At 42.3% G+C, this 21,596-nt stretch carries 17 protein-coding genes; 5 read left to right on the top strand and 12 right to left on the bottom strand.

Features of this window, described 5'->3' with window-relative positions; translation table 11 throughout:
* Window positions 1-69 precede the first annotated feature (69 nt).
* Complete coding sequence (gene metE, locus ABZA00_RS00085; RefSeq protein ID WP_372880097.1) at window positions 70-2,427, top strand: 5-methyltetrahydropteroyltriglutamate--homocysteine S-methyltransferase; 2,358 nt, start codon at window positions 70-72, stop codon at window positions 2,425-2,427.
* A 229-nt stretch (window positions 2,428-2,656) separates the two neighbouring features.
* Window positions 2,657-2,806, top strand: coding sequence for a hypothetical protein (locus tag ABZA00_RS00080; RefSeq protein ID WP_372880096.1), 150 nt, complete (start codon window positions 2,657-2,659; stop codon window positions 2,804-2,806).
* A gap of 174 nt (window positions 2,807-2,980) precedes the next feature.
* On the opposite strand, the gene ABZA00_RS00075 is transcribed toward ABZA00_RS00080, so the two are convergent.
* From ABZA00_RS00075 to ABZA00_RS00045, 7 genes are all read right to left on the bottom strand, one after another.
* Window positions 2,981-3,376 (bottom strand): GyrI-like domain-containing protein, encoded by a 396-nt coding sequence (locus ABZA00_RS00075; protein WP_372880095.1) that lies wholly within the window; start codon window positions 3,374-3,376, stop codon window positions 2,981-2,983.
* Complete coding sequence (locus tag ABZA00_RS00070; protein ID WP_372880094.1) at window positions 3,357-3,593, bottom strand: hypothetical protein; 237 nt, start codon at window positions 3,591-3,593, stop codon at window positions 3,357-3,359. Before ABZA00_RS00070 ends, ABZA00_RS00075 begins: the two co-directional genes overlap by 20 nt.
* A gap of 133 nt (window positions 3,594-3,726) precedes the next feature.
* Window positions 3,727-5,127, bottom strand: coding sequence for a hypothetical protein (locus tag ABZA00_RS00065; RefSeq protein ID WP_372880093.1), 1,401 nt, complete (start codon window positions 5,125-5,127; stop codon window positions 3,727-3,729).
* On the bottom strand, window positions 5,128-7,326 hold the full coding sequence (locus ABZA00_RS00060) for a hypothetical protein (protein WP_372880092.1): 2,199 nt from the start codon (window positions 7,324-7,326) through the stop codon (window positions 5,128-5,130).
* A 313-nt stretch (window positions 7,327-7,639) separates the two neighbouring features.
* Window positions 7,640-7,783: a hypothetical protein gene (locus ABZA00_RS00055; RefSeq protein WP_372880091.1), complete on the bottom strand. Its 144-nt coding sequence runs from the start codon at window positions 7,781-7,783 to the stop codon at window positions 7,640-7,642.
* A gap of 86 nt (window positions 7,784-7,869) precedes the next feature.
* On the bottom strand, window positions 7,870-8,661 hold the full coding sequence (locus tag ABZA00_RS00050) for an SPFH domain-containing protein (protein ID WP_372880174.1): 792 nt from the start codon (window positions 8,659-8,661) through the stop codon (window positions 7,870-7,872).
* A gap of 203 nt (window positions 8,662-8,864) precedes the next feature.
* Window positions 8,865-9,311, bottom strand: a complete 447-nt coding sequence (locus ABZA00_RS00045) for a phosphate-starvation-inducible PsiE family protein (protein WP_372880090.1) — start codon at window positions 9,309-9,311, stop codon at window positions 8,865-8,867.
* Window positions 9,312-9,682: 371 nt separating this feature from the next.
* Here ABZA00_RS00045 and ABZA00_RS00040 point away from each other — a divergent pair, with 371 nt between their 5' ends.
* Window positions 9,683-10,126, top strand: coding sequence for a YidB family protein (locus tag ABZA00_RS00040; protein ID WP_372880089.1), 444 nt, complete (start codon window positions 9,683-9,685; stop codon window positions 10,124-10,126).
* Window positions 10,127-10,187: 61 nt separating this feature from the next.
* On the opposite strand, the gene ABZA00_RS00035 is transcribed toward ABZA00_RS00040, so the two are convergent.
* Window positions 10,188-10,874 carry a 2OG-Fe(II) oxygenase gene (locus ABZA00_RS00035; RefSeq protein WP_372880088.1) on the bottom strand — a complete coding sequence of 229 codons (687 nt, stop codon included), beginning with the start codon at window positions 10,872-10,874 and terminating at the stop codon, window positions 10,188-10,190.
* A 900-nt stretch (window positions 10,875-11,774) separates the two neighbouring features.
* Here ABZA00_RS00035 and ABZA00_RS00030 point away from each other — a divergent pair.
* A complete protein-coding gene (locus tag ABZA00_RS00030) occupies window positions 11,775-13,040 on the top strand; it encodes an MFS transporter (RefSeq protein ID WP_372880087.1) in 1,266 nt (421 codons plus the stop codon).
* A gap of 271 nt (window positions 13,041-13,311) precedes the next feature.
* Here ABZA00_RS00030 and aroA read toward each other — a convergent pair whose 3' ends face one another.
* The 4 genes from aroA to gyrA form a co-directional block, all read right to left on the bottom strand.
* On the bottom strand, window positions 13,312-14,604 hold the full coding sequence (gene aroA, locus ABZA00_RS00025; RefSeq protein WP_372880086.1) for a 3-phosphoshikimate 1-carboxyvinyltransferase: 1,293 nt from the start codon (window positions 14,602-14,604) through the stop codon (window positions 13,312-13,314).
* Window positions 14,605-14,612: 8 nt separating this feature from the next.
* The gene (gene hisC, locus ABZA00_RS00020; RefSeq protein ID WP_372880085.1) at window positions 14,613-15,725 is read right to left on the bottom strand and encodes a histidinol-phosphate transaminase; all 1,113 of its coding nucleotides are present in this window, start codon (window positions 15,723-15,725) and stop codon (window positions 14,613-14,615) included.
* A gap of 328 nt (window positions 15,726-16,053) precedes the next feature.
* Window positions 16,054-17,142, bottom strand: a complete 1,089-nt coding sequence (gene serC / locus ABZA00_RS00015) for a 3-phosphoserine/phosphohydroxythreonine transaminase (protein WP_372880084.1) — start codon at window positions 17,140-17,142, stop codon at window positions 16,054-16,056.
* A 367-nt stretch (window positions 17,143-17,509) separates the two neighbouring features.
* Window positions 17,510-20,206, bottom strand: a complete 2,697-nt coding sequence (gene gyrA / locus ABZA00_RS00010) for a DNA topoisomerase (ATP-hydrolyzing) subunit A (RefSeq protein WP_372880083.1) — start codon at window positions 20,204-20,206, stop codon at window positions 17,510-17,512.
* Window positions 20,207-20,675: 469 nt separating this feature from the next.
* Between gyrA and ubiG the strand changes: the two genes are divergently transcribed.
* A complete protein-coding gene (gene ubiG / locus ABZA00_RS00005) occupies window positions 20,676-21,401 on the top strand; it encodes a bifunctional 2-polyprenyl-6-hydroxyphenol methylase/3-demethylubiquinol 3-O-methyltransferase UbiG (protein ID WP_372880082.1) in 726 nt (241 codons plus the stop codon).
* Window positions 21,402-21,596 lie beyond the last annotated feature (195 nt).

Raw genomic sequence — 21,596 nt, 5'->3', positions numbered from 1 at the left:
TCATTATTATTCATAGTTAATTGTAAATACAATCGTTTCCTACTTCAAACATTAGTTAGGGATTGAAAAATGGCTCAGGTACATCACTTAGGTTTTCCGCGCATTGGTAATAAACGGCAGTTAAAGTTTGCTCAGGAAAGTTTCTGGAAAGGTCAGATAACTGCAGATGATTTACAGGAAACCGCCCGTTCACTTCGTCAGGAGAACTGGTTAGCACAGCAGGCATTAGATCTGGACTTGCACACCGTTGGTGATTTTTCACTTTATGACCAAGTGCTGGATACCAGCTTTTTAGTGGGTAATATTCCCCATCGCGCACAACGGACAGAGTCGGATAACTCTCTGGACTGTTATTTCCGTGTCGCCCGAGGCACTTCACAAAAGAAAGCCTGTTGTGGCGCAACACATGGTCAGGCAGATGAAACACAAGCAGGCGAAATGACCAAGTGGTTTAATACCAACTACCACTATATTGTTCCTGAGTTTACCTGTGATACAACATTTCATTTAAATCCGGATAACCTGCTGGAACAGGTTCAACAGTTACAGCAGATCAATAAAAATGTAAAACCGGTCGTTATCGGTCCGGTGACCTATTTATGGCTCGGTAAAGAAAAGGACAACAGCAATAAATTGGATTTATTACCCGCTTTAGTGAAGGTTTATCAGCAGTTATTTTCACTGCTGCAGGAAAAAGGCATTGAATGGTTACAGATTGATGAGCCGATTCTTGTTATGGAATTAGATAAACAGTGGCAAACCGCCCTGCAGAGCGCCTATAACAGCCTGCAAAACAGCGGCCTTAAATTATTGTTAACAACCTACTTCGGTGAGTTAAAAGACAATTTGAAACTGGCTTGTCAACTGCCCGTTGCCGGGTTACATCTCGATGCAATCAACGCACAGCATGAAATTTCTCAGGCAATCTCACTGCTAAATGAACAGCAGGTGTTATCACTGGGGGTAATTAATGGCTGTAATATCTGGAAAACGGATCTTAAAAAGACCTTAGCCTGGTTAACTCCGATTCATCAACAGCTGCAATCAAGACTATGGCTGGCGCCCAGTTCGTCGCTTTTACATGTACCCGTTGATCTTGAAAGTGAAGATAAACTCGATTATGAAATTAAATCATGGCTCGCCTTTGCCACGCAAAAACTGCACGAATTAAACCTGTTAGGGCGTGCGTTAAATCATGGCGTAGAGTCTGTGGCCGAGGTATTAAATTATAATGAACTGACGGTGAAAAGCCGCAGCCAAAGCCAGAGAGTCAACAACCTAAAGGTGCAGAAAAGGGTGCAAAATATCACACCTGCATTTGGCAGGCGCCAACAAAGCTTCGCGGTACGCTCGCGCTTACAACAGTCCTATTTAAAGCTTCCTAATTATCCGACGACAACTATCGGATCATTTCCACAAACGGCTGAAATCCGCTTAACACGTAAAGCTAAACGTGCAGCCGATATTAGCGAAGCACAGTATCAACTTAAGATTCAGGAAACCATTAAAGAGTGTATTGCCGCGCAGGAAGAGATTGGCTTAGATGTACTTGTACATGGTGAAGCAGAACGTAACGATATGGTTGAGTATTTTGGCGAGTTACTCGATGGTTTTGTTTTTACCCAATTTGCCTGGGTACAATCTTACGGCTCCCGTTGCGTCAAGCCGCCTATTTTATTCGGTGATGTGTCACGCCCAAAGGCGATGACCGTTGAGTGGGCTAACTATGCGCAATCCTTAACCCAAAAGCCTGTAAAAGGGATGCTTACCGGCCCGGTTACAATTTTAAACTGGTCATTTGTACGAGATGATCAACCTCTGCAGACAACCTGTAATCAGATTGCATTAGCTATTCGCGATGAAGTTCAGGATCTTGAAAAAGAAGGGATAAAAATCATCCAGATCGATGAAGCCGCATTACGGGAAAAACTGCCGCTAAAGCGTTCACAGTGGCCGGAATACTTAGCGTGGGCAATACAAGCATTCAGAATTTCAGCCAATGGTGTTAAGGATCATACACAGATCCATACCCATATGTGTTATTCGGAGTTTAATGACATTATTGCCGATTTAGCGGCAATGGATGCAGATGTTATTACCATTGAAACATCACGCTCTGACATGGAGTTACTATCGGCATTTACCAACTTTAACTACCCTAATGGGATCGGGCCGGGGGTGTATGATATTCATTCGCCAAATATTCCGAACATTGAGCAGATGGTCTCACTGGTAGAAAAAGCTGCAGTGCATATTCCGGAGCAGCAACTTTGGGTAAACCCTGACTGCGGTCTAAAAACCAGACAATGGCACGAAGTAAAACCTGCGCTCGAAAACATGGTAAAAGCTGCCGCACAACTGCGCGCAAGCTCTCTTGATGTGGCAAATAATAGCATTTTGCTTAATCCGATAGGCAAAACGGTATAGGCGGAATTTATATGAGCGAGGTGAATTGTGATTGTAAACAATCCCGTTTCGCCTCTCCCTTTAGTAAAAATGACCAAGCGGCGCATTTCGTGCAACTAAAAAAACGGAAAAAGCGAAAATAATTTTAGTCAAATTGTTTACTAAACAACCTTTAAAAACATTGACGAGCTTCACACAACACCAGATAATTGCGATCAATATCACACAGTATTATTTTTAAGGAAAAAACATGATTGCCGCTCTAGTTAAACCAATTTCAGCACCATCCACAAATAACCAAGCTAAAATTAATCCATCAATCGCTGACGCTATTGAATTAGTCACTATGTGGGGAGTTGTAGCAACTACTGTTATTCTTTTAGGTCTTGCATGGGTTTAAAACCAAGCCATCAACAAATACACAACTTGCCCCTGACTGGCGTATAAAACGAAACACCGCAGTTAGAAAACGTTAGGTGTATTTACTCCCCTTCTTTCCCATCAATTGAAAAACTCTGCAAAACAATGCTTTTCTCAGCTGTGTTTTGATGCGAATGACGCAGATAATTATCCCTTAGGATATTGCCTGTCTGAAAATGGTTTTCCACTTTTCCGGTGCCGCACGCCTGATATCACTTAAGTATATTTCATGGTGCTTACCACTTATTACCTGACCGCTTTCTTTGATAAATGCATGAACTTTTTCGACCGTTTTACCTATCTCGGAAAATGGACCTATATGCATTATTTGCGCAGCCTTTCCTTCCGCAAATGATTCAAACCTCAGCAATGGCAAAGATAGCGGATTTTTCTTAACTTTTACCTGTCCGACAGCTTCCTGAACTAATGCTTTAGTAATAAAATCCGGCTGCATAATCATCAGCGTCCACTTCCATTGCTCTTTTCTCCCCTGTGAAAATGCACGCATGTCATCAGCCCACCATAGGGCTTCAAGCGGTAAAACCGCCATAATCAATGCCTGTAGCTCCTTTTTTCCTCATGAACTTCAGGTTATATGAAACTGGGTACAAAGCACTAATTGCATCCTGAAATGACTGTGACGTGTTTGGATCACCTTTACCATCAATCATCAGAAAGTTCATCTTAGGTAACTCGACAATTTCCACATTCTTTGCCGATGGTTTATATAGATGTTTTAATTCTTTTTTGTAATCAACCTTTGTCATTTTATTGCTACCTATAAGGTGTAAATATTGAGCTCAACGGCGCATAAAAGGAAGTGCTCAGCATCTCGCTGCTTCCCTTCTACCACTTCCTCAACCGTCTGACTCCTTGCGTCCTCAAGTAGCAGGATATAATTTATTCAATTTTTCCTGAATCAATAATCTTGGTGATTTTTGATTCAGCGTCTATTTTTACTCTGAATTCTGCACGCTGGGAATTTCTCAAATTTTCTCTCCCATCACTGCGAGGATCATCTAAAAAATACCCATTTTTATCGACGAGTTTTGAAGATGACAAACCATTCGCTGTTAACCTTGATTTCAACCACTGGGCATGGCGCTGGGCTTCCGGTAGTTGGGTGACATAAAACAAGGTGTTTTTTGACCTTTCCTGTGACAATTCCATATTGTTAAAATAAGCCTGTTGGCCATTAGGATCTAAGTCTCCCCATATGCTGGATGTATGCCCCTCGATACGTACTTCGGTGATATCTTTACGGAACTTATCAGAGGTAATAACCTTGATATAGCGGGGGAAAAAGTCCGCCAAAATACCCTTGAACCTAGGTGTGAGTGTCGCGTCTCCAATAGAAAATAACGTTCTAGGTTCATTAAACCGAAATGTCAGATCATCACGTAATTCAGCATTCCATTGTTCCAGGTCCGGTTTAAACTCCACGAGCAGGCTTTGACGTAATTCATTGATAACATCCTCGTAAATCACAGCTTCAGATATTACCGCATCAAATTTACTGGCCTTTAAATCATTTTGTTTTTTAATTAATGCCAGTTGTTGGTTAGCCTCTGCCAGGAGCTTGTCTTTTTCTTCCCTTTTAGCCTCGGCCTCCAATAACAATCTGGCTTGCTCGGCGAGCAGTTTATCTTTTTCTTCTCTTATAGCGTCGGCCTCTGATAACAGTCTGGCTTGCTCGGCAAGCAGTTTTTCTTGTTCTTCGCTTTTAGCCTCGGCCTCCAATAACAGCCTGGCTTGCTCGGCGAGCAGTTTCTCTTTTTCTTCGCTTTCAGTACCGACCTCTGATATCAATCTGGCTTGCTCAGTAAGCAGTTTTTCTTTCTCTGCGCTTATGGCATCGGCCTCTGATAACAATCTGGCTTGCTCAGCGAGCAGTTTTTCTTTCTCTGCGCTTATAGCGTCGACCTCTGATAACAGCCTGGCTTGCTCGGCAAGCAGTTTTTCTTTCTCCTCGCTTTCAGTGCCGGCCTCTAATAACAGCCTGGCTTGCTCGGCGAGCAGTTTTTCTTTTTCTGCGCTTGTGGAGTCGGCCTCTAATAACAATCTGGCTTGCTCGGCGAGTGCTCTTTCAGTACTTTCCAGCTTACTTTCCCAGGCAGCCGTTTGAGCGAGATACTCTTGCCGATCAATTTTCTGCAGTTTGTTTTCTTCATCTAAAAACATCATATAAAACACAGCCAGAAGTAGAAAAATCATCATCAGTGCACTCATCAGGTCACTGACTGATATCCAGTCTTCTTCTCCTGTCGTTGCTGTGTTTTTTCTTCCTATTAACTTAGACATTTATTTATTCCTGTCGCTCATCATCTCAAGTTTAGACATGCCTTTCACGAACTGTTGTGGTAGCTGCTTGATTTCAAATATAGAGCCTTCAAATGCTTTGCCCAGTTCTTTTAACCGGGTATTGGTTTCTGAATTCATATCTTGCATTAGTGTACCTAAGGAACCCTGGGCATCCAGTGAATTTTGTAATGCTGTAATGTGCCCAATCAAGTCCTGATTCATATTGAGCAAGAAGCGCCCTAATGTTCCCTCGTTTGTACCGGTAAACGTATCTTGCATACGACCAATTGCAGCGGCATTTTCATGCAGTAAAGTGGACATATCTGCAGATGACTGCACGACATTTTGCATTATATTAGCGATTCCCTCCATACGCTCCAGAGCCTCAGATTGATTCGCACCTGTAACATCAGCCACCGCTTTGGTGTAGGTGTCTATCAGGTTATAATTGGCTTTCATATCTTTAGATATCTGCGCTTTCAAATCTGCCACCGTGGAAATGAGTGATGCCTTATAGGAGTCGGTCATTGCATGCAGCTGTTCGACCAATGCTGCTGATTGCTCCGTAGTAGATTTAAGATCTGCTGCAACATCACTTCTGAGTTTAGCCAATTCCGCTGTGATTTTTAAATTGGAATCTTCAGTTGCCCCAAGAATATCTTTAAGCATAGTTAGCATCGATTTGGCGGACATTTCACTTGCAGCTGAAATTTCTTTGGCTAGATTGACAGCCTGCCATTTTGCCTGTTCGATCAAGTTGTCGGCAATGTCGGATAACTCACCGAGGGTACCCGTTGCCGCTCGAGTTAAACCGGAAAACAGAGCCTCCATCTGTTCTCTGGACACTTTACGCTCTTCTTCTGTTCCGGCTCCAATATCTTCTTTAAGACCGGCAAATGCATCTAATATACTTCCAGCCTGAATCGCTGAATTTTTAGACAACCCTTCATTTAATTCTTGTAATGCGGAGATAACAGCAGCATCTCCGGTTCGACTACTCTCTTTTAGACTAGCTAAAACGCCGGATAAGTTTTCTGTTTGCATTGCAAAATTTTCGGCCTGTGCTTCATTCAACGCCTTTAATTCTTGTAATGTAGCAACAACTGTTTCATTTTCAGCTAGACTGCTTTGTTTAAGATCAGTTAATGCACCTAATAAACTTTCTGCTTGTATTGCCGAGTTTTTAACTAGCTCTTCATTTACCCCCCTTAGGGCCGCGACTAGCGTTTCATTTTCAGCTAGAGTACTTTGTTTAAGATCAGTTAATGCACCTAATAAACTTTCTGCTTGTATTGCCGAGTTTTTAACCAGCTCTTCATTTACCCCCCTTAAGGCTGCGACTAGCGTCTCATCTTCGGCTCGATTGGTGTCCTTGAGGGTCGCTAATGCAGCTAATAAGTTCTCAGATTGCATTGCCGAGTTTTTAGCCAGTTCCTTATTCAATTCCTTCACTGCGAAGGTAACAGTTCCATCTTCGACTTGATTACTTTCTTTAAGAGCAGTTAATGCCTCTAACAAACTTTCTGTTTGTTTGCTTCTTGCTGTAGTATCTTCTCGCAACTCGCCCACTAAGCCTTGTATCTCAGCCTTAACAAGGTGTTGTTCATCTGCTGAGTTTTTGGCAAGCTCATCTTTTAAATTATTTAATGCGCTAAGAAAGGCTTCATCTATTTTTATCTCGCCAGCAGATATGTAATCTTGCTGTCCCCGGAGGGCAGTGGATAAGCCAGCTTCCAGCTTATCACCCAAAGCATGTATAAATTCCCCCAATTCATTGATAACAGGGTTCTTACTATCATTTGCATGGATTTTTTCTATATTATTTAAAGATTGGGTCATTGACTTTAATGATTCTACTGTGTTGATCTCCATTTCATCTGCAACATAGCGTTCTTCTAAAGGCGCAACAATAAACCTCAGTTTGTGAATTAAAGAGGCTAATATACCGACAACAGACGACCAGAAAGCCAATTTAATACCACTGAGGAATATCGGGACACTCCCTACAATATTATTAGCATTAAAATCCATTAGCCCGATGGTTATACCTAAAAATGTTCCGAAAATACCGAAACCGGTGAGTATGGAGGGTGCTGTTATTACATTTCTTAGAGTCGGTCTCATAAGAAAATAGATTAGCAGTAATATTATTATTGCCGAAATAGTGAGGGTGAAAAACATTGTTATTGTAGGAGTCATAGTAGTTAGCCTTACTCATTCTTACCATTAAAGATATTTGTATCAGCCAATGTGTTAAAATAATACCTGCATCAGGATTTATGTAGCACATGTAAGGTAAGTTAAGCAGAAGTTGCTGAAAATTCAAGGCAGGAACTGGGCATTTTTTGAGCACAATTAAGTATTCCAATGCTACTGGAGGTTGCCATTAATTATCAACAGACAAGTTTCCAAATGACAGAGTAACAAATATAAATTATTCACTGTGGACTGATACGGTAAGTTATACCAATTCCGTTAATTAGATGATCTATTTAACAGAATTGGTATAAGATCAGCTATAGGTCAACATAGCGGGATTGGATTGGCGCAGTGTTGCATCATGCTCTGCACATTCACAACAATGCAAATAATCGGTGAAATACTCCGGCCTTATCTCGTTGCCGAACAATCGCTCTGCCTGATCAATGAAATCCATAATATTTTTTCCATTCACCCTGCTAAGCGATTACAGTGCTACCAGTATTGCCGCACAGCAACAAATAAAGCGCTCATCCAGTTGTTCTAATCTGTCCCTTTCACCAGAGGAATGCCGTTTGTACCGACGGGAATATAAACAGTGGTATGATTGGGTGATTTTGCCATGACAAGTTGCGCATTAATTGCCTCATGCTGAAGATAATTTGCCGTCAGTGTGGCGTTAATTATTTTTTGAGCTTCCGCGATACCTTTCGCTTCTTCAACCCTGATTGCGGCATCCTGGCGGGCTATCTCTTTTTGAGTGGATTTTTCAGAAAGTAACTGCTGTGCCGCCAGCTTTTTCTCTACGGCTGTAGCCACTATCGCCGGGTAATTAATATTCCCGACCACCACACTTTTCAAATTAAAAGGAGAGTCTGCTAAATACTCATTGAGTTTAGTTTTTACCTCTGCCGCTATTGCATCACGGTTTTCTTTAAGAGCACCACTATTATACTTCTGCACGGAGTTACGAACGTAAGTTCTAAATGGCTCCCTGACAAATCGCTGAAACCATTTTTCTCCGCCAAACTGTTCCACCACACGCTTTATTGTCTTGGGTTTGATGGAAATAACTGCATGAAAATTAAAACTGATGTTTAAATCGTCTTTAGCGAGAATTTGAAAGTTTTCCGTGTAGGTATTGGGCCTGACATCAATGTTAATCACTTTATTTCGCCATAAAGACACTCCGAAATTACTTGGCCCGGTTAATACACCGCGATAGCCGCCGGAGCCAAATATACGCGGATCTTCATACACATAACCTTCGTGACCCGCCGGGGTTCCCGGATTTGAAAAAGAAGTTACTGAAATAACAGTAATGACTCCCAACATTACCAAACCCGCAAACAAACTTGCCAATAAATCGGTTTTTTGATTCATTTTTATCCTCCCTGAAATCTGCGGCCTTATCCTCAGGCGCTTTATAGTTGATGTTTTTTATCCCTTTTATTTTTCCCCTGATGCTGATGGCAACGCAGATTCCAGGCCAGAAAAGCGCTGCCGTCTTATGATGTTACGGGTAATCTTGCAAACCTCTAATCCCCCCTGTTAGTGTGCTTGACCAGCCAGTAAGAGATCCCCAATGCAATTATCACCAAGGCAATACCGACGATCTGTTCTGAACTCACCAGTTTAAGATCCAATACAATAACCTTACGGGCAACCGCCATCAGAGCAGTGGCAATAACCAGTTCTACCGGAATAATATTAGAGCCAAGGTACAAACGAATATTAGTAAAAATTTCAACCGCTATCAGTACTACCATAAAGGCACCAAAAGTCTGCAGTATATCTTCGATTTTAAGCATGAAATAGGGAGGAGACTTAAGCTTAAGATATATAACATAGATAACATCGACAACACTCCAGAATATGACCAGTACCATCAACACGGCGAGTATTTTTATCGCTACTCTTATCGCCCTATGTAATATTTTTAATAACGGATCAGAATGATTCTCCGGAATCTCATCATGCTTCATATGCTTTTCCAAGGTAGTGAGGGCCAAATAGTACGATAATAATCAGCTATATAGGATGGCACTGAGCACGCCAGCCTAACAGTGATCTTATTTAAGATTCACACTAGCTGTATCGCGTTTATTTATCAATATGTTCTGCAGTCATTGAGTAAAAACGTGACGATTGGCACTGGTACTCCCCATAATCAAGTGATCAAAACCGTTGATGATTAAATAAGCTCTCTTGAAAAAACTGAGTTCTTCGCTTAACTGCACCTGAGCAACGCTTACGCACTATCCTTTCTTTATTAAATTGTCAGCGAAGTCTTAAACTATGCACTAATATTAACTCGAATTTATTCAGGACAGGTTCAATCAGATAGGAGATTAATATGGATATGGCCAGTCTTTTAAAAATGGGCGCCACAGCATTTAGCAACAGTAAAATGAGTGGTGACGCGGGTAGCGGACTTAATTTAGATATGATTTCAAATGCATTGTCCAATCTGATAGGAGTTGACGCAGATGGCGGACTGGATATCGGTTCCTTACTGAATAAAATGCAGGGCGGCGGTATGGCGGAGATGGCAGCGTCCTTTCTGGGAAATGGCGATAATGCGGAAATGAGTGTGAGCAATATTATTGATTTATTCGGTTCTGGTAAAATTGCTAGCTTCGCTTCAGAGCTTGGATTGAATGAGTCAGAAGCAGTCGGAGGCCTACGCGACGCAATACCTCGAATGATAGATCAGGCAAGTAGCGGCGGTTCAATAATCGAATCAGTCGGCGGGCTCGATGGTGCGATCGGTATGATGAAGAAGTTTTTCGGTAAATAATGCCAATATGCAGTTGCCCGGGTTATTTTCCTGTATGCCAGCAGCCGGTGTTCCGCACTGCTTACCCTAACCGTCCGAAAAAAGTCATACGCGCCGACTCTGAAAGCGATATACCTGGCAGGGTGTTGTAGGCAAGTACCGCCAACATACGGGTACGACTATTCATTACCGGAGTGACTCTGTGCATCGCGTTACGACCTCGAAATAAGACGAGTGCGCCGGTGTCCATTGCTAATGTTTTTGTTTCGACCTCACCATCGAGAATTTTCTCAGAAAGCCTGTAGTTCATATCGCCACTATCGGCATCACGCACATCCTTCACATACTCAAATACACCTCCATTTTCAGGGCTCTGTATCATTAAGGTGATAGCGAAAGAGGAATTGTCAAAATGCCAGCCTAACTCCAGCCCTTCATTAGCATAGTGAAGATTGATTGATGACAATGGCTCTGCGTATTCATATAGCGCTTGTTGATCGAGCAGCGCACATAAAAACTCACGAAACTCAGGCGCATCATATAACGTGTGTAAAGCAGAGCCCGAGGGGATCTGATCCTTTGTAATACAACCTTTTGATGATGAAACCTGACGATTTCGAGGATGCGCTTGTGAATATTGCGGATCAGATTCAGTGAGATAAATATTATGCATATTGGCCGCGTAATAGGCCAGATGTTGGTTTTCTTCACCTTCGCGCAGAAGAGATGAAATGATCGATGGCTTTAAAAAATCACCTATAACCAACACTCCGTTTTCGTCTAACGTTTGCTTGTATTTGCGACGAAAGCTATCACTATCTAAAGGGTTTTGTTCGAAGTTGATTACATCTGTTAGTGCCCGCTGCATTTAAAATCCGCCTCATGATTAATGTTTACTGCGTTACTCGACCAACGTTTTTTATAAAAATCGTTATAAAGAATCAGCTTCTTATATTCATATCATTACTTAACCTCAACTCTGGATAATGGAATCGAAATTCCCTTTAATATCAAAATATTAAAGATTTACATTATACAGTGCTGTTAGTTTTGTGTAGTTCAAGGCAAATCATCGAAGCAATAGCTGGCTATTGGGAGATGATTTAACGCAGAAAGGAACGAAAATTCCGGCATTGAGCCCTACCTGAGTCAATAAAGATAACTTCATCTATTATAATGCCCACTATCCAGGGTTGAGGTTAAGTAATGAAATAATGCAAAATGAAAGGCCTCTTGCATGACCCATTGAATTTATGTGCCAAAAAGTGCGCTTTTGTAAAATTCACACCAAATTGGTGCTAAAATATCAGCCTATTTGATTCCAAATCCAGTAACACGATGATTAATATAGATAAAACATATAATTTATATTTGGCATAATTCTTCCATGAAATTATCTAGTCTGTGACTTTTTAGAAAAAGCCGGTATTTAATTTATACACTTCTTCCATTTATGATGGCATTTAGACACTAAGGTGTAGTAATCAAGTAGGCAGGCAACACACAGTGCAAAGCCAAAAGTTCAGAGCAAAAATTGAAAGCCAAAAACGTCCTAACATATAATTCACACTTACAGCAATAAAGTCAGGGCTACATTCAAGCAATTTTGGGATAGCGATAATGAGGGTGTCAGAAAGACCGTATCATGAGCAAATCCTATTGGAGTTATATGATAAACGCATTAATCCCTATTTCCTCATTACTCATTTCTGATGCATTTTTATTAATTGGCCACGGACTGTTACTGACCTTATTACCCATAGCAGCCAGCGCAGCCGGATTTTCCGACACTCAAGTAGCATTAACAGGCTCTGCCTATTTTTTAGGGTTTGTATCTGGGTGCTTAGCAACACCTTTGATGTTGAAAAGAGTGGGTCATATTCGCAGCTTTGCAGTACTGGCGACATCTTATTCTGTTGTGATCTTAATCTTCCCCCTATTGCCTCAGTTTTATGGCTGGCTGCTACTGAGGTTCTTAATAGGTTTCGCCATTTCAGGCCTGTATATGATCATCGAAAGCTGGTTGAATGGCAACGCAAACGCACAAAATCGAGGTTCGATACTCTCCATTTATACGACTTTAAATTTAGTAATGGTTATGTGTGGGCAGCAACTGTTCAATTTGGGTAGCGAGCAAGACGCAGTGCTATTTAGTTTAGCTGCAATATTAATATCAATTGCGATCATACCAGTCTCACTCACCCGATCTGCCGCACCTGCTGCCGTTCATCAAGTAAAAATAAATTTTTCCAAGGTATGGCAACATTCACACATCGCACTAATTGGCGCAGTTGTTGGTGGTTTAGTGACAGGCGCATTTTGGTCTTTAGCACCGATCTATGCAAAAGATAATAGTTTTGACAGCACTCAGTTGGGCATATTTTTATCCGCGACTGTGCTTGGAGGTGCATGTTTTCAGCTGCCACTAGGCAGAATTTCTGATAAGTTTGATAGACGAAGTGTACTCATGTATATGGCGTTGGTCGGTTCTGCAGTGTCCTTATTATTCGTTTGTCTGCCCTACTATGTAACAACATTTGCAGGCTGGCCGGCAACCATTTCCGCGTTTTTCTGGGGAGGAACCTGCATGACGCTATACGCGATCTGTCTGGCACATGCGAACGATAATGCGACATCAGATGAATTTGTTGAAATAAGCAGCGCGATGTTAATCACCCTGGGCCTATCCTCCTCAATTGGCGCTCCGTTGGCATCAGTCTCGATGGGGTTAATCGGTGCCGATGGCCTGTATGCTTTTACCGGCGCATGTCTTATTTTATTTTTTATTATCGTATTATTCAGAAGACGTAGTCACGTATCACCGGCTAATTTAGAAACAAAAGAAGAGTTCCGTACTGTCACTGATATGGCAGGTCCTGCCGCTTATGAAATGGATCCACGCACTGAAATCGATGCAACGCAGGAAAAAGAATAAATTTTTCAGTCAGCAGGAATAACCGGGTCGGATGGAAAAATGAAGGACACCCAATCCTTTGAAAATTCAGTGTTAATAAAAAACTAAAGCAGTCACCACTAGAGCGCCAAAAAGATTTGGCTGTCCTGCAATTTGGTGCTTGCCATTCGGATTATCTTCCCCTCAATCAGGGCGAACTCCACTATCTTGCAAGTGAGCGGGTTTGCCAGCTTTGCTGGGCAAACAAAAAAGCCCTGCAGTGCAGGGCTTTTTAATTAGCGATTATAATAAGTTAGCAGGTGACGGAAGCTAACTTCTCAAAATAATCAGGAAAAGTTTTTGAGGTACATTTAGGGTCGTTAATTGTTACCGGCGTACCGCTTAATGCCACCAGTGAGAAGCACATCGCGATGCGGTGATCATCATAGGTATCGATTTCTGCATGGATTATTTTTTCCGGTGCAGTCACTTCAATAAAATCATGTCCCTCTACCACATTAGCGCCGACTTTACGCAATTCAGTCGCCATCGCATATAAACGATCGGTTTCTTTTACCCGCCAGTTATAAACGTTGCGAATCACCGTAGTTCCCTCGGCAAACAGAGCTGCCACGGCAATAGTCATTGCGGCATCAGGAATATGATTCATATCCATATCAATCGCTTTTAACTGCCCTTTGCTGGCTTTAATATAATCATCGCCCCACTCTATTTTTGCGCCCATCGCTTCCAAGGCATCGGCAAATTGAATATCACCCTGAACCGATTTTTTGCCGATACCCGTTACTTTAATGCTGCCGCCGGCAATCGCCCCTGCTGCTAAAAAGTAAGAAGCAGATGATGCGTCGCCTTCAACCAGATAAGAACCCGGTGCGCTGTAGGTCTGTCCGCCTTTAATCACAAAACGCTGGAAGTTGCCGTTCTCATTTTCAACATCAATACCAAAGTCATGCATAATTTGCAGGGTAATTTTAATGTAAGGCTTGGAGACCAATTCACCGACTATCTCAATTTCCGTATCTTCAGAGGCCATTGGAGCCGCCATTAAAAAGGCGGTCAGAAATTGACTTGAAACACTACCGTCAATTTTGATATTACCGCCTTTAAGTCCGGTGCCTTTGATTTTAAGCGGCGGATAGTTTTCATTACCAAGATAAGTAATATCAGCGCCGGCCTGCTGTAATGCGTCTACTAAGCTGCCAATCGGACGCTCAAACATGCGCGGCTCACCGGTCAGCAGATATTCCCTCTGTCCGAGACACAGAGCTGCACACAACGGACGCATCGCGGTACCCGCATTGCCTAAAAAGAGCTCAAGCTGACCTAATTCAGCACTATTAAAGGGGCGTCCTAATCCTTCTACCACACACTGTTTTTTATCATCTGCAAGCTGATAATTTACACCGAGTTTTTTTAACGCGTTAAGCATATGGCGAATATCATCACTGTCCAGTAAATTGGTCAGTGTCGTTGTACCTTTGGCTAAAGCGGCTAATAAAAGCGCGCGATTAGAAAGGCTTTTAGAGCCCGGCAGGTTAATTTCACCGTCTACCTTAGCGATTGGTTGTAATAATAATTGTTCCATCTTATCCTCTATTTTTTATCCAGCTTAAGCACTTTAACTAAGGCTTGTTTAAAACGTTGATTTTCTGCATGGCTACCAATACTGATACGCAGATGCTCAGGTAAACCATATCCGCCTATCGGACGGACAATCACCCCTTCCTGCAATAAATCCTGATATACAAGATCTCCGGACTGCCCTACATTGACGGTAATAAAGTTACCCATTGAAGGGATATACTGCAATCCGTATTCGCTCAAGAATGCAGTTAAATCCGCCATGCCCTGATTATTTAACAGCACGCTTTCCTGCAGATAATCTTGATCCTGAAGAACCGTTTCTGCCGCCTTAAGCGCTAAGGCGTTGCAGTTAAAGGGTTGGCGAACGCGGTTAAGAATATCTGCAATTTGCGGGTTTGAAACGCTGTAACCGACACGTAACCCGGCGAGACCGTAAGCTTTTGAGAAAGTACGGGTAACAATTAGGTTGGGAAACTGTTCAATTAAAGCAATCGCATTACCGCGGCGATCCTGCGCGGCATATTCAAAATAGGCTTCATCCAATACCACCAGCACATCTTCGGGTACCCTGCTCAGAAAAGCGCTAATTTCGTCCGCCTCTAAAAAAGTCCCCGTCGGGTTATTGGGATTGGCGATAAAAATAAGTTTTGTGGCAGGGCTGATGACCGCCGCCATTGCGTCTAAATCATGACCGTAATCTTTAGCCGGTACAACAACCGCCTTAGCGCCAATGGCTTGTGTCACAATCGGATAAACAACAAAAGCAAACTGTGCGAAGATGACTTCATTTTCCGGATTAACAAAAGCACGCGCAACCAGTTCAAGCAGATCATTTGAGCCATTACCAAGAGTCACCTGATTTAAGTTTATCTGATATTTATCTGCGAGAGCCTGCTTCAGGTAAAAGCCATTTGCATCAGGGTAGCGGGTTAACTCAGCCAGTTCTTTTTGCAGTGCAGCTTTGACTTTTGCACTAAGGCCTAAGGGATTCTCATTGGAAGCCAGTTTAACAATATTGCTAATGCCCAATTCACGCTCTAATTCTGACGTTGGCTTTCCTGCCTGATAGGGGTGCAGTTTTTGTACTCCGGTATTAGCAAGCTTTAAAAAATCACAGCTCATCTTTTATCCTTAATTTCAGATAGTAATTTGTATTAAACGATATGCTTAGGTAGATAACTCAGGTTAAGTGTAATAACTTATTTTTTGTCTAAAAAATAATATGTTACTGTTTCAGTCCGCATTGTTAGGGGCTGTTGATCTAAACAAAATCAAAAGATGCGGACTGAAGTCCGCGCCCCAAGTGATTCAAGAAAAGATAATAATTTCCCTACAATTTGTTATTACCCGAGCCAAGTCCACAAGCATGTAAAACTATTTTTATATTCAATCCATTTGGAAAGTGATGCAGTCTGGCCGAGTAGCGTATCTCTCTTCCCGGCCCGTCTGATTACGCATATTTGGCTTCAAATGCTGCCATAAAATCAACCAGAGCCTGAACACCTTCAATCGGCATCGCATTGTAGATACTGGCACGCATGCCACCCACTAGTTTATGACCTTTTAGTGTCAATAATCCGGCTGCTTTTGACTCGCTTAAAAATGCTTCATTGAGGCCATCGTCAGCAAGCTGGAAAGGGATATTCATCCGGCTGCGCACTGATTTATCAACATTATTGCGATAGAAATCAGACTGATCGATAAAGTTATATAATAATTCTGCTTTAGCGATATTTTTCTTTTCCATCTCCACTAAGCCGCCCTGCTCTTTTAGCCATTTAAAGACTAAACCCGCTAAATACCAGGCATAGGTTGGCGGCGTGTTATACATTGAATCAGCATCAGCCTGCACTTTATAATCAAAGATAGAAGGGATAGCTTGACGGGCTTTACCAATTAAATCTTCACGCACAATAACAATCGCCAAACCTGACGGACCGATATTTTTCTGCGCCCCGGCATAGATAACGCCGAATTTAGAAACATCAATCGGACGCGATAAGATCGTTGAACTCATATCCGCAACTAATGGCACCACACCGGTTTCAGGTGTTTCAAAAATTTCGATACCTTCAATGGTTTCATTGGGACAATAGTGAACATAGGCAGCACCTGCATTCACTTTCCACTCCGCGCAGGGTTTCACACCTATTTTGCCATCCGCGGTTTTAATCAGGATATTGGTTTCCGTCACGCGGGCGTGTTTTTTTGCTTCATCAACCGCTGACTTTGACCACTGTCCGGTCAGTAAATAATCCACATCAACTTTACTATCCAGCAGGTTTAACGGCACAGCTGCGAACTGTCCGCGCCCACCACCATGACAAAACAGCACTTTATAATTATCAGGTACTGCTAATAAATCACGCAGATCCTGTTCTGCCTGTGCAGCCATCTCAATATATTCCGGGCTGCGGTGGCTGACTTCCATCACCGAAACGCCAGACCCCTGCCAGTTACAAAACTCTTGTTGTGCTTTTTGCATTACTGCTTCAGGTAGCATGGCCGGGCCTGCGCAGAAATTAAATATTTTGCTCATTTATTTTCTTCTTCTAGGATATCAATTAAGTGAATTAGATTTTCTGGGGTCATAAAACTAGCATTAATTTAAAGATGAAGAAACAGCTAGTTAACCTGAACTCTGGATAATGGGCATTATAATTGATGAATTTCTCTTTTTTAGCTCAGGTAGCGCTCAATGCCGGGGTTTTCGTCCCTATCAAGGCAAGTTTGTGAAGTAATACTCAGCTATTTCAAGCAAACTTAACGTAGAGAGAGGCGAAAATAACGGTGTTGAGGAATGTCGCTTATCCAAAGATCAGGTCAGTTAACCATGACAATTATTCGTCTGGAGAAACAAAAAAACGGCAAAAGCCGTTTTTTTATTAATAAAGCAGAACTAATCGTTATGCTTCCGTTGAATCATCAGCAGATGTTTCAGCAGTAGACTCGGAACTTTCCTCGACCATTGCTTCACCCTCTTCATAGACGGGCTCATCTTTTATTTCATCAATACGCTGCAGAGCAACGATTTTTTCATCTTCTGCGGTACGGATCAAGGTAACCCCCTGAGTATTACGTCCAACCACAGAAACCTCACTGACGCGGGTACGTACTAAAGTGCCCTTATTGGAGATAAGCATGATTTCATCGTTTTCATCAACCTGCACAGCACCAACCACTTTACCGTTACGTGCACTCACTTTTATTGAGATAACACCCTGGGTAGCGCGGCTCTTAGGCGCGTAATCAGCAAGAGGAGTACGTTTACCATAACCATTTTCAGTGGTGGTTAAGATATGCCCGGTTTCATTAGGCACAATCAGAGAAACGACTTTTTCACCGTCTTTGAGTTTAATACCACGTACACCCGTCGCCGTACGTCCCATTGGACGGACACCTTTAAACTTGATCTCCTGTTCGCCATTTTCATCCAGTATCGGCTGACCATCTTCATCAACAGCGGGTATTTCTTCCGCTTCTTTAAAGCGCACCACTTTACCGGCATCGGAGAAGATCATGATTTCGTTTGAGCCGTCGGTGATATCAACACCGATCAACTCATTATCTTCATTTAAGTTAATCGCAATCAGACCACTTGCGCGTGGACGACTATAAGCACTTAATGCAGTTTTCTTCACCGTACCGTTTGCTGTCGCCATAAACACAAATTTATCATCGGCATATTCACGTACCGGTAAAATAGCGGTAATACGTTCGCCCTCTTCAAGGGGTAGAATATTAACAATAGGACGACCACGTGCCTGACGTGATGCCAATGGCAACTGGAATACTTTCAGCCAGTATAAGCGGCCGCGGGTAGAGAAACATAAAATAGTATCATGGGTACTGGCCACCAGCAGTTTTTCAATGAAATCTTCATCTTTCATCTTAGTGGCTGCTTTACCTTTACCGCCACGACGCTGTGCTTCGTAATCGCTTAACGGCTGGTATTTAACGTAACCTTCATGGGAAAGTGTCACTACCACATCTTCTTCAGAAATCAAGTCTTCCATACACAGATCAGTTTCACTGGCGGTAATTTCTGTACGGCGGGGATCGGCAAAGTTGGCTTTGATCTCTTCTAACTCTTCACGGATAACTTCCATCAAACGTGCCGGGCTTTCTAAGATGAATAATAATGCGGCAATAATATCAAGCAGTTCTTTATATTCACTTAATATTTTTTCATGCTCAAGACCGGTTAATTTTTGTAAGCGTAAATCCAGAATAGCCTGCGCCTGCACCTCGGTCATATAGTACTGATTATCACGCACACCGAATTCAATCGCCAAGCCATCGGGACGTGCAGCATCGACACCGGCTGCTTCAAGCATCGGGGCAACGTGTCCAAGATCCCAGCCACGCGCCTGTAAAGCGATTTTAGCTTCACCGGGTGTTGCTGAATGGCGAATCAATTCAATAATGGGTTCGATGTTAGCTAAGGAGATAGCCAGACCTTCCAGAATATGGGCACGTTCACGGGCTTTTTTCAGTTCAAATACAGTACGACGGGTAACCACTTCACGGCGGTGTAAAACAAACGCTTCGAGCATCTCTTTCAGGTTAAACAGCTTTGGCTGGCCGTGGTCAAGGGCTACGGCATTAATACCGAAGGTCACCTGCATCTGTGTTTGTGCGTAAAGGTTGTTTAAAACCACTTCGCCCACTTCGCCACGCTTAACTTCGATCACCATACGCATGCCGTCTTTATCCGACTCATCACGTAATGCGCTGATCCCTTCTATTTTTTTATCTTTTACAAATTCGGCAATTTTTTCAATTAAACGTGCTTTATTGACCTGATAAGGCAGTTCATGCACCACAATCGTTTCACGACCGCTTTTTTCATTAACTTCGATCTCAGCCTTAGCGCGTACCTTTATTTTGCCTCGACCGGTGTGGTAAGCATCAATAATACCTTTACGGCCATTGATAATAGCGGCTGTCGGGAAATCAGGTCCGGGAATAAACTCGATTAACTCATCAATAGTAATATCTGCATTGTTAATTAATGCCAAACAACCGTCGATCACTTCGCCCAGATTATGCGGGGGAATATTGGTTGCCATACCTACTGCAATACCCGATGTCCCGTTAATTAACAGGTTAGGGATTTTGGTCGGCATAACTTCAGGGATCTGCTCGGTACCGTCATAGTTAGGTACAAAATCAACAGTTTCTTTATCTAAGTCAGCTAATAATTCATGTGCAAGTTTCTGCATACGAATTTCCGTATAACGCATTGCAGCCGCGCTATCTCCATCGACCGAACCAAAGTTACCCTGGCCATCAACCAGCATATAACGTAAGGAGAAATCCTGTGCCATACGAACGATAGTATCATATACGGCAGTATCACCGTGCGGGTGGTATTTACCGATAACATCACCGACAATACGTGCCGATTTTTTGTAAGGTTTATTCCAGTCATTACGTAATACATTCATGGCAAATAAAACACGGCGATGAACAGGTTTAAGACCATCGCGTACGTCCGGCAAAGCTCGCCCTACAATTACGCTCATTGCATATTCAAGATAAGAGTTCTTTAATTCATCTTCAATGTTAATCGGAGAAACGTCTGATGCAAATTCGCTCATAGAGGCCTAAATCCTTATTTTATTAGTATATTGGTTGAATTTTTGTGAGTTAAGCATTCTAACACATATTATTGATGAAGAGATAAATTCAACGGCATTTTTCAGTTAATATGCGCTTAGAATTAATCTATGGCACAAATAAACCGTATCACGCCATTTGTGGTGTTTTTTCATACAAAAAAATAATTAACTAAATCCCCTGTAAGGGGCTAATTTTTGTTATTTAACGACCCTGTCCATATTGACAGCGTGCAAATGTAATAAAGCAAGCGTTACCTGCAATTAATTTTGCTGAATCGCCTATTAATATCAGAACCGGTTTTGCATATCCTCCTGCAGGAGATGCTTCAATACAGATAATGGCTGCATTTTATAGGCATTATGCTAATTCTCGACTTCTACTTCACTGAATTGTTTTATCTTTTTTAGCCGTTATAATGCCTCATCTACAAAAATCGGGTAAAAATGCATGCCAGTCAATAAAAGTACAACTGCACATAATGTCGATGCAAAAGAAATTGAAAAATTCTCAGCAATGGCTGAACAATGGTGGGATTTAGAAGGTGATTTTAAACCGTTACACATGCTTAATCCGACGCGTTTACGCTATATAGAGCAGGGTGTTGACGGTTTATTTGCCAAATCTGTTGTTGATGTCGGTTGTGGCGGCGGTATTCTTGCGGAAAGTATGGCAAAACAAGGTGCTGATGTGATCGGTATAGACATGGCGCATGCTTCTTTACAAATTGCTCAATTACACGCATTCGAGACGCAGACAAAAGTACAATATCAGAAAATAACGGCGGAAGAGTTTGCCCTCCAGCATGCGGGTCAGTTTGATCTGGTAACTTGTATGGAGATGTTAGAGCACGTTCCGGATCCTGCATCGATTGTGCAAGCCTGTTGCGATTTGGTCAAACCGGGTGGCACGGTTTATTTTTCGACTATTAACAAAACCCTGAAAGCATATTTGCTGATGATTGTCGGTGCCGAACATTTGCTGCAGTGGGTACCTAAGGGCACCCATGAGTATGAAAAATTTATCCGCCCTTCGCAGTTATTAGCGGCCATTGATAATACTGCATTAAACTGCGAAGATTTGTGCGGTGTTGAATTTTCCCCGCTGCAGGATAAGTTTATGATAACCGGCAATGTTAATGTTAACTACATGTTAAGATGCAAGAAACCTTTATAAAACAATAAGCAGTTGAAGCTCACCCAGCTAAAGCAAGGTGATTCTTGTCGTCAATGGTTTAGGCATTGCAACATTAAGTTGCGTTAGTCTTCTAAAACCTCTTACAAGCGTTTAACGTGTCGGCACTACCTGCCGCCACGAATTTTTAAGCGAGTAGTCTTAGCCCTTCATTGTGAATATTAATAGCCGCATTAT

Source organism: Psychromonas sp. (assembly GCF_041586535.1).
Classification (GTDB): domain Bacteria; phylum Pseudomonadota; class Gammaproteobacteria; order Enterobacterales; family Psychromonadaceae; genus Psychromonas.
This window is presented reverse-complemented; position numbering and strand designations above follow the sequence as displayed.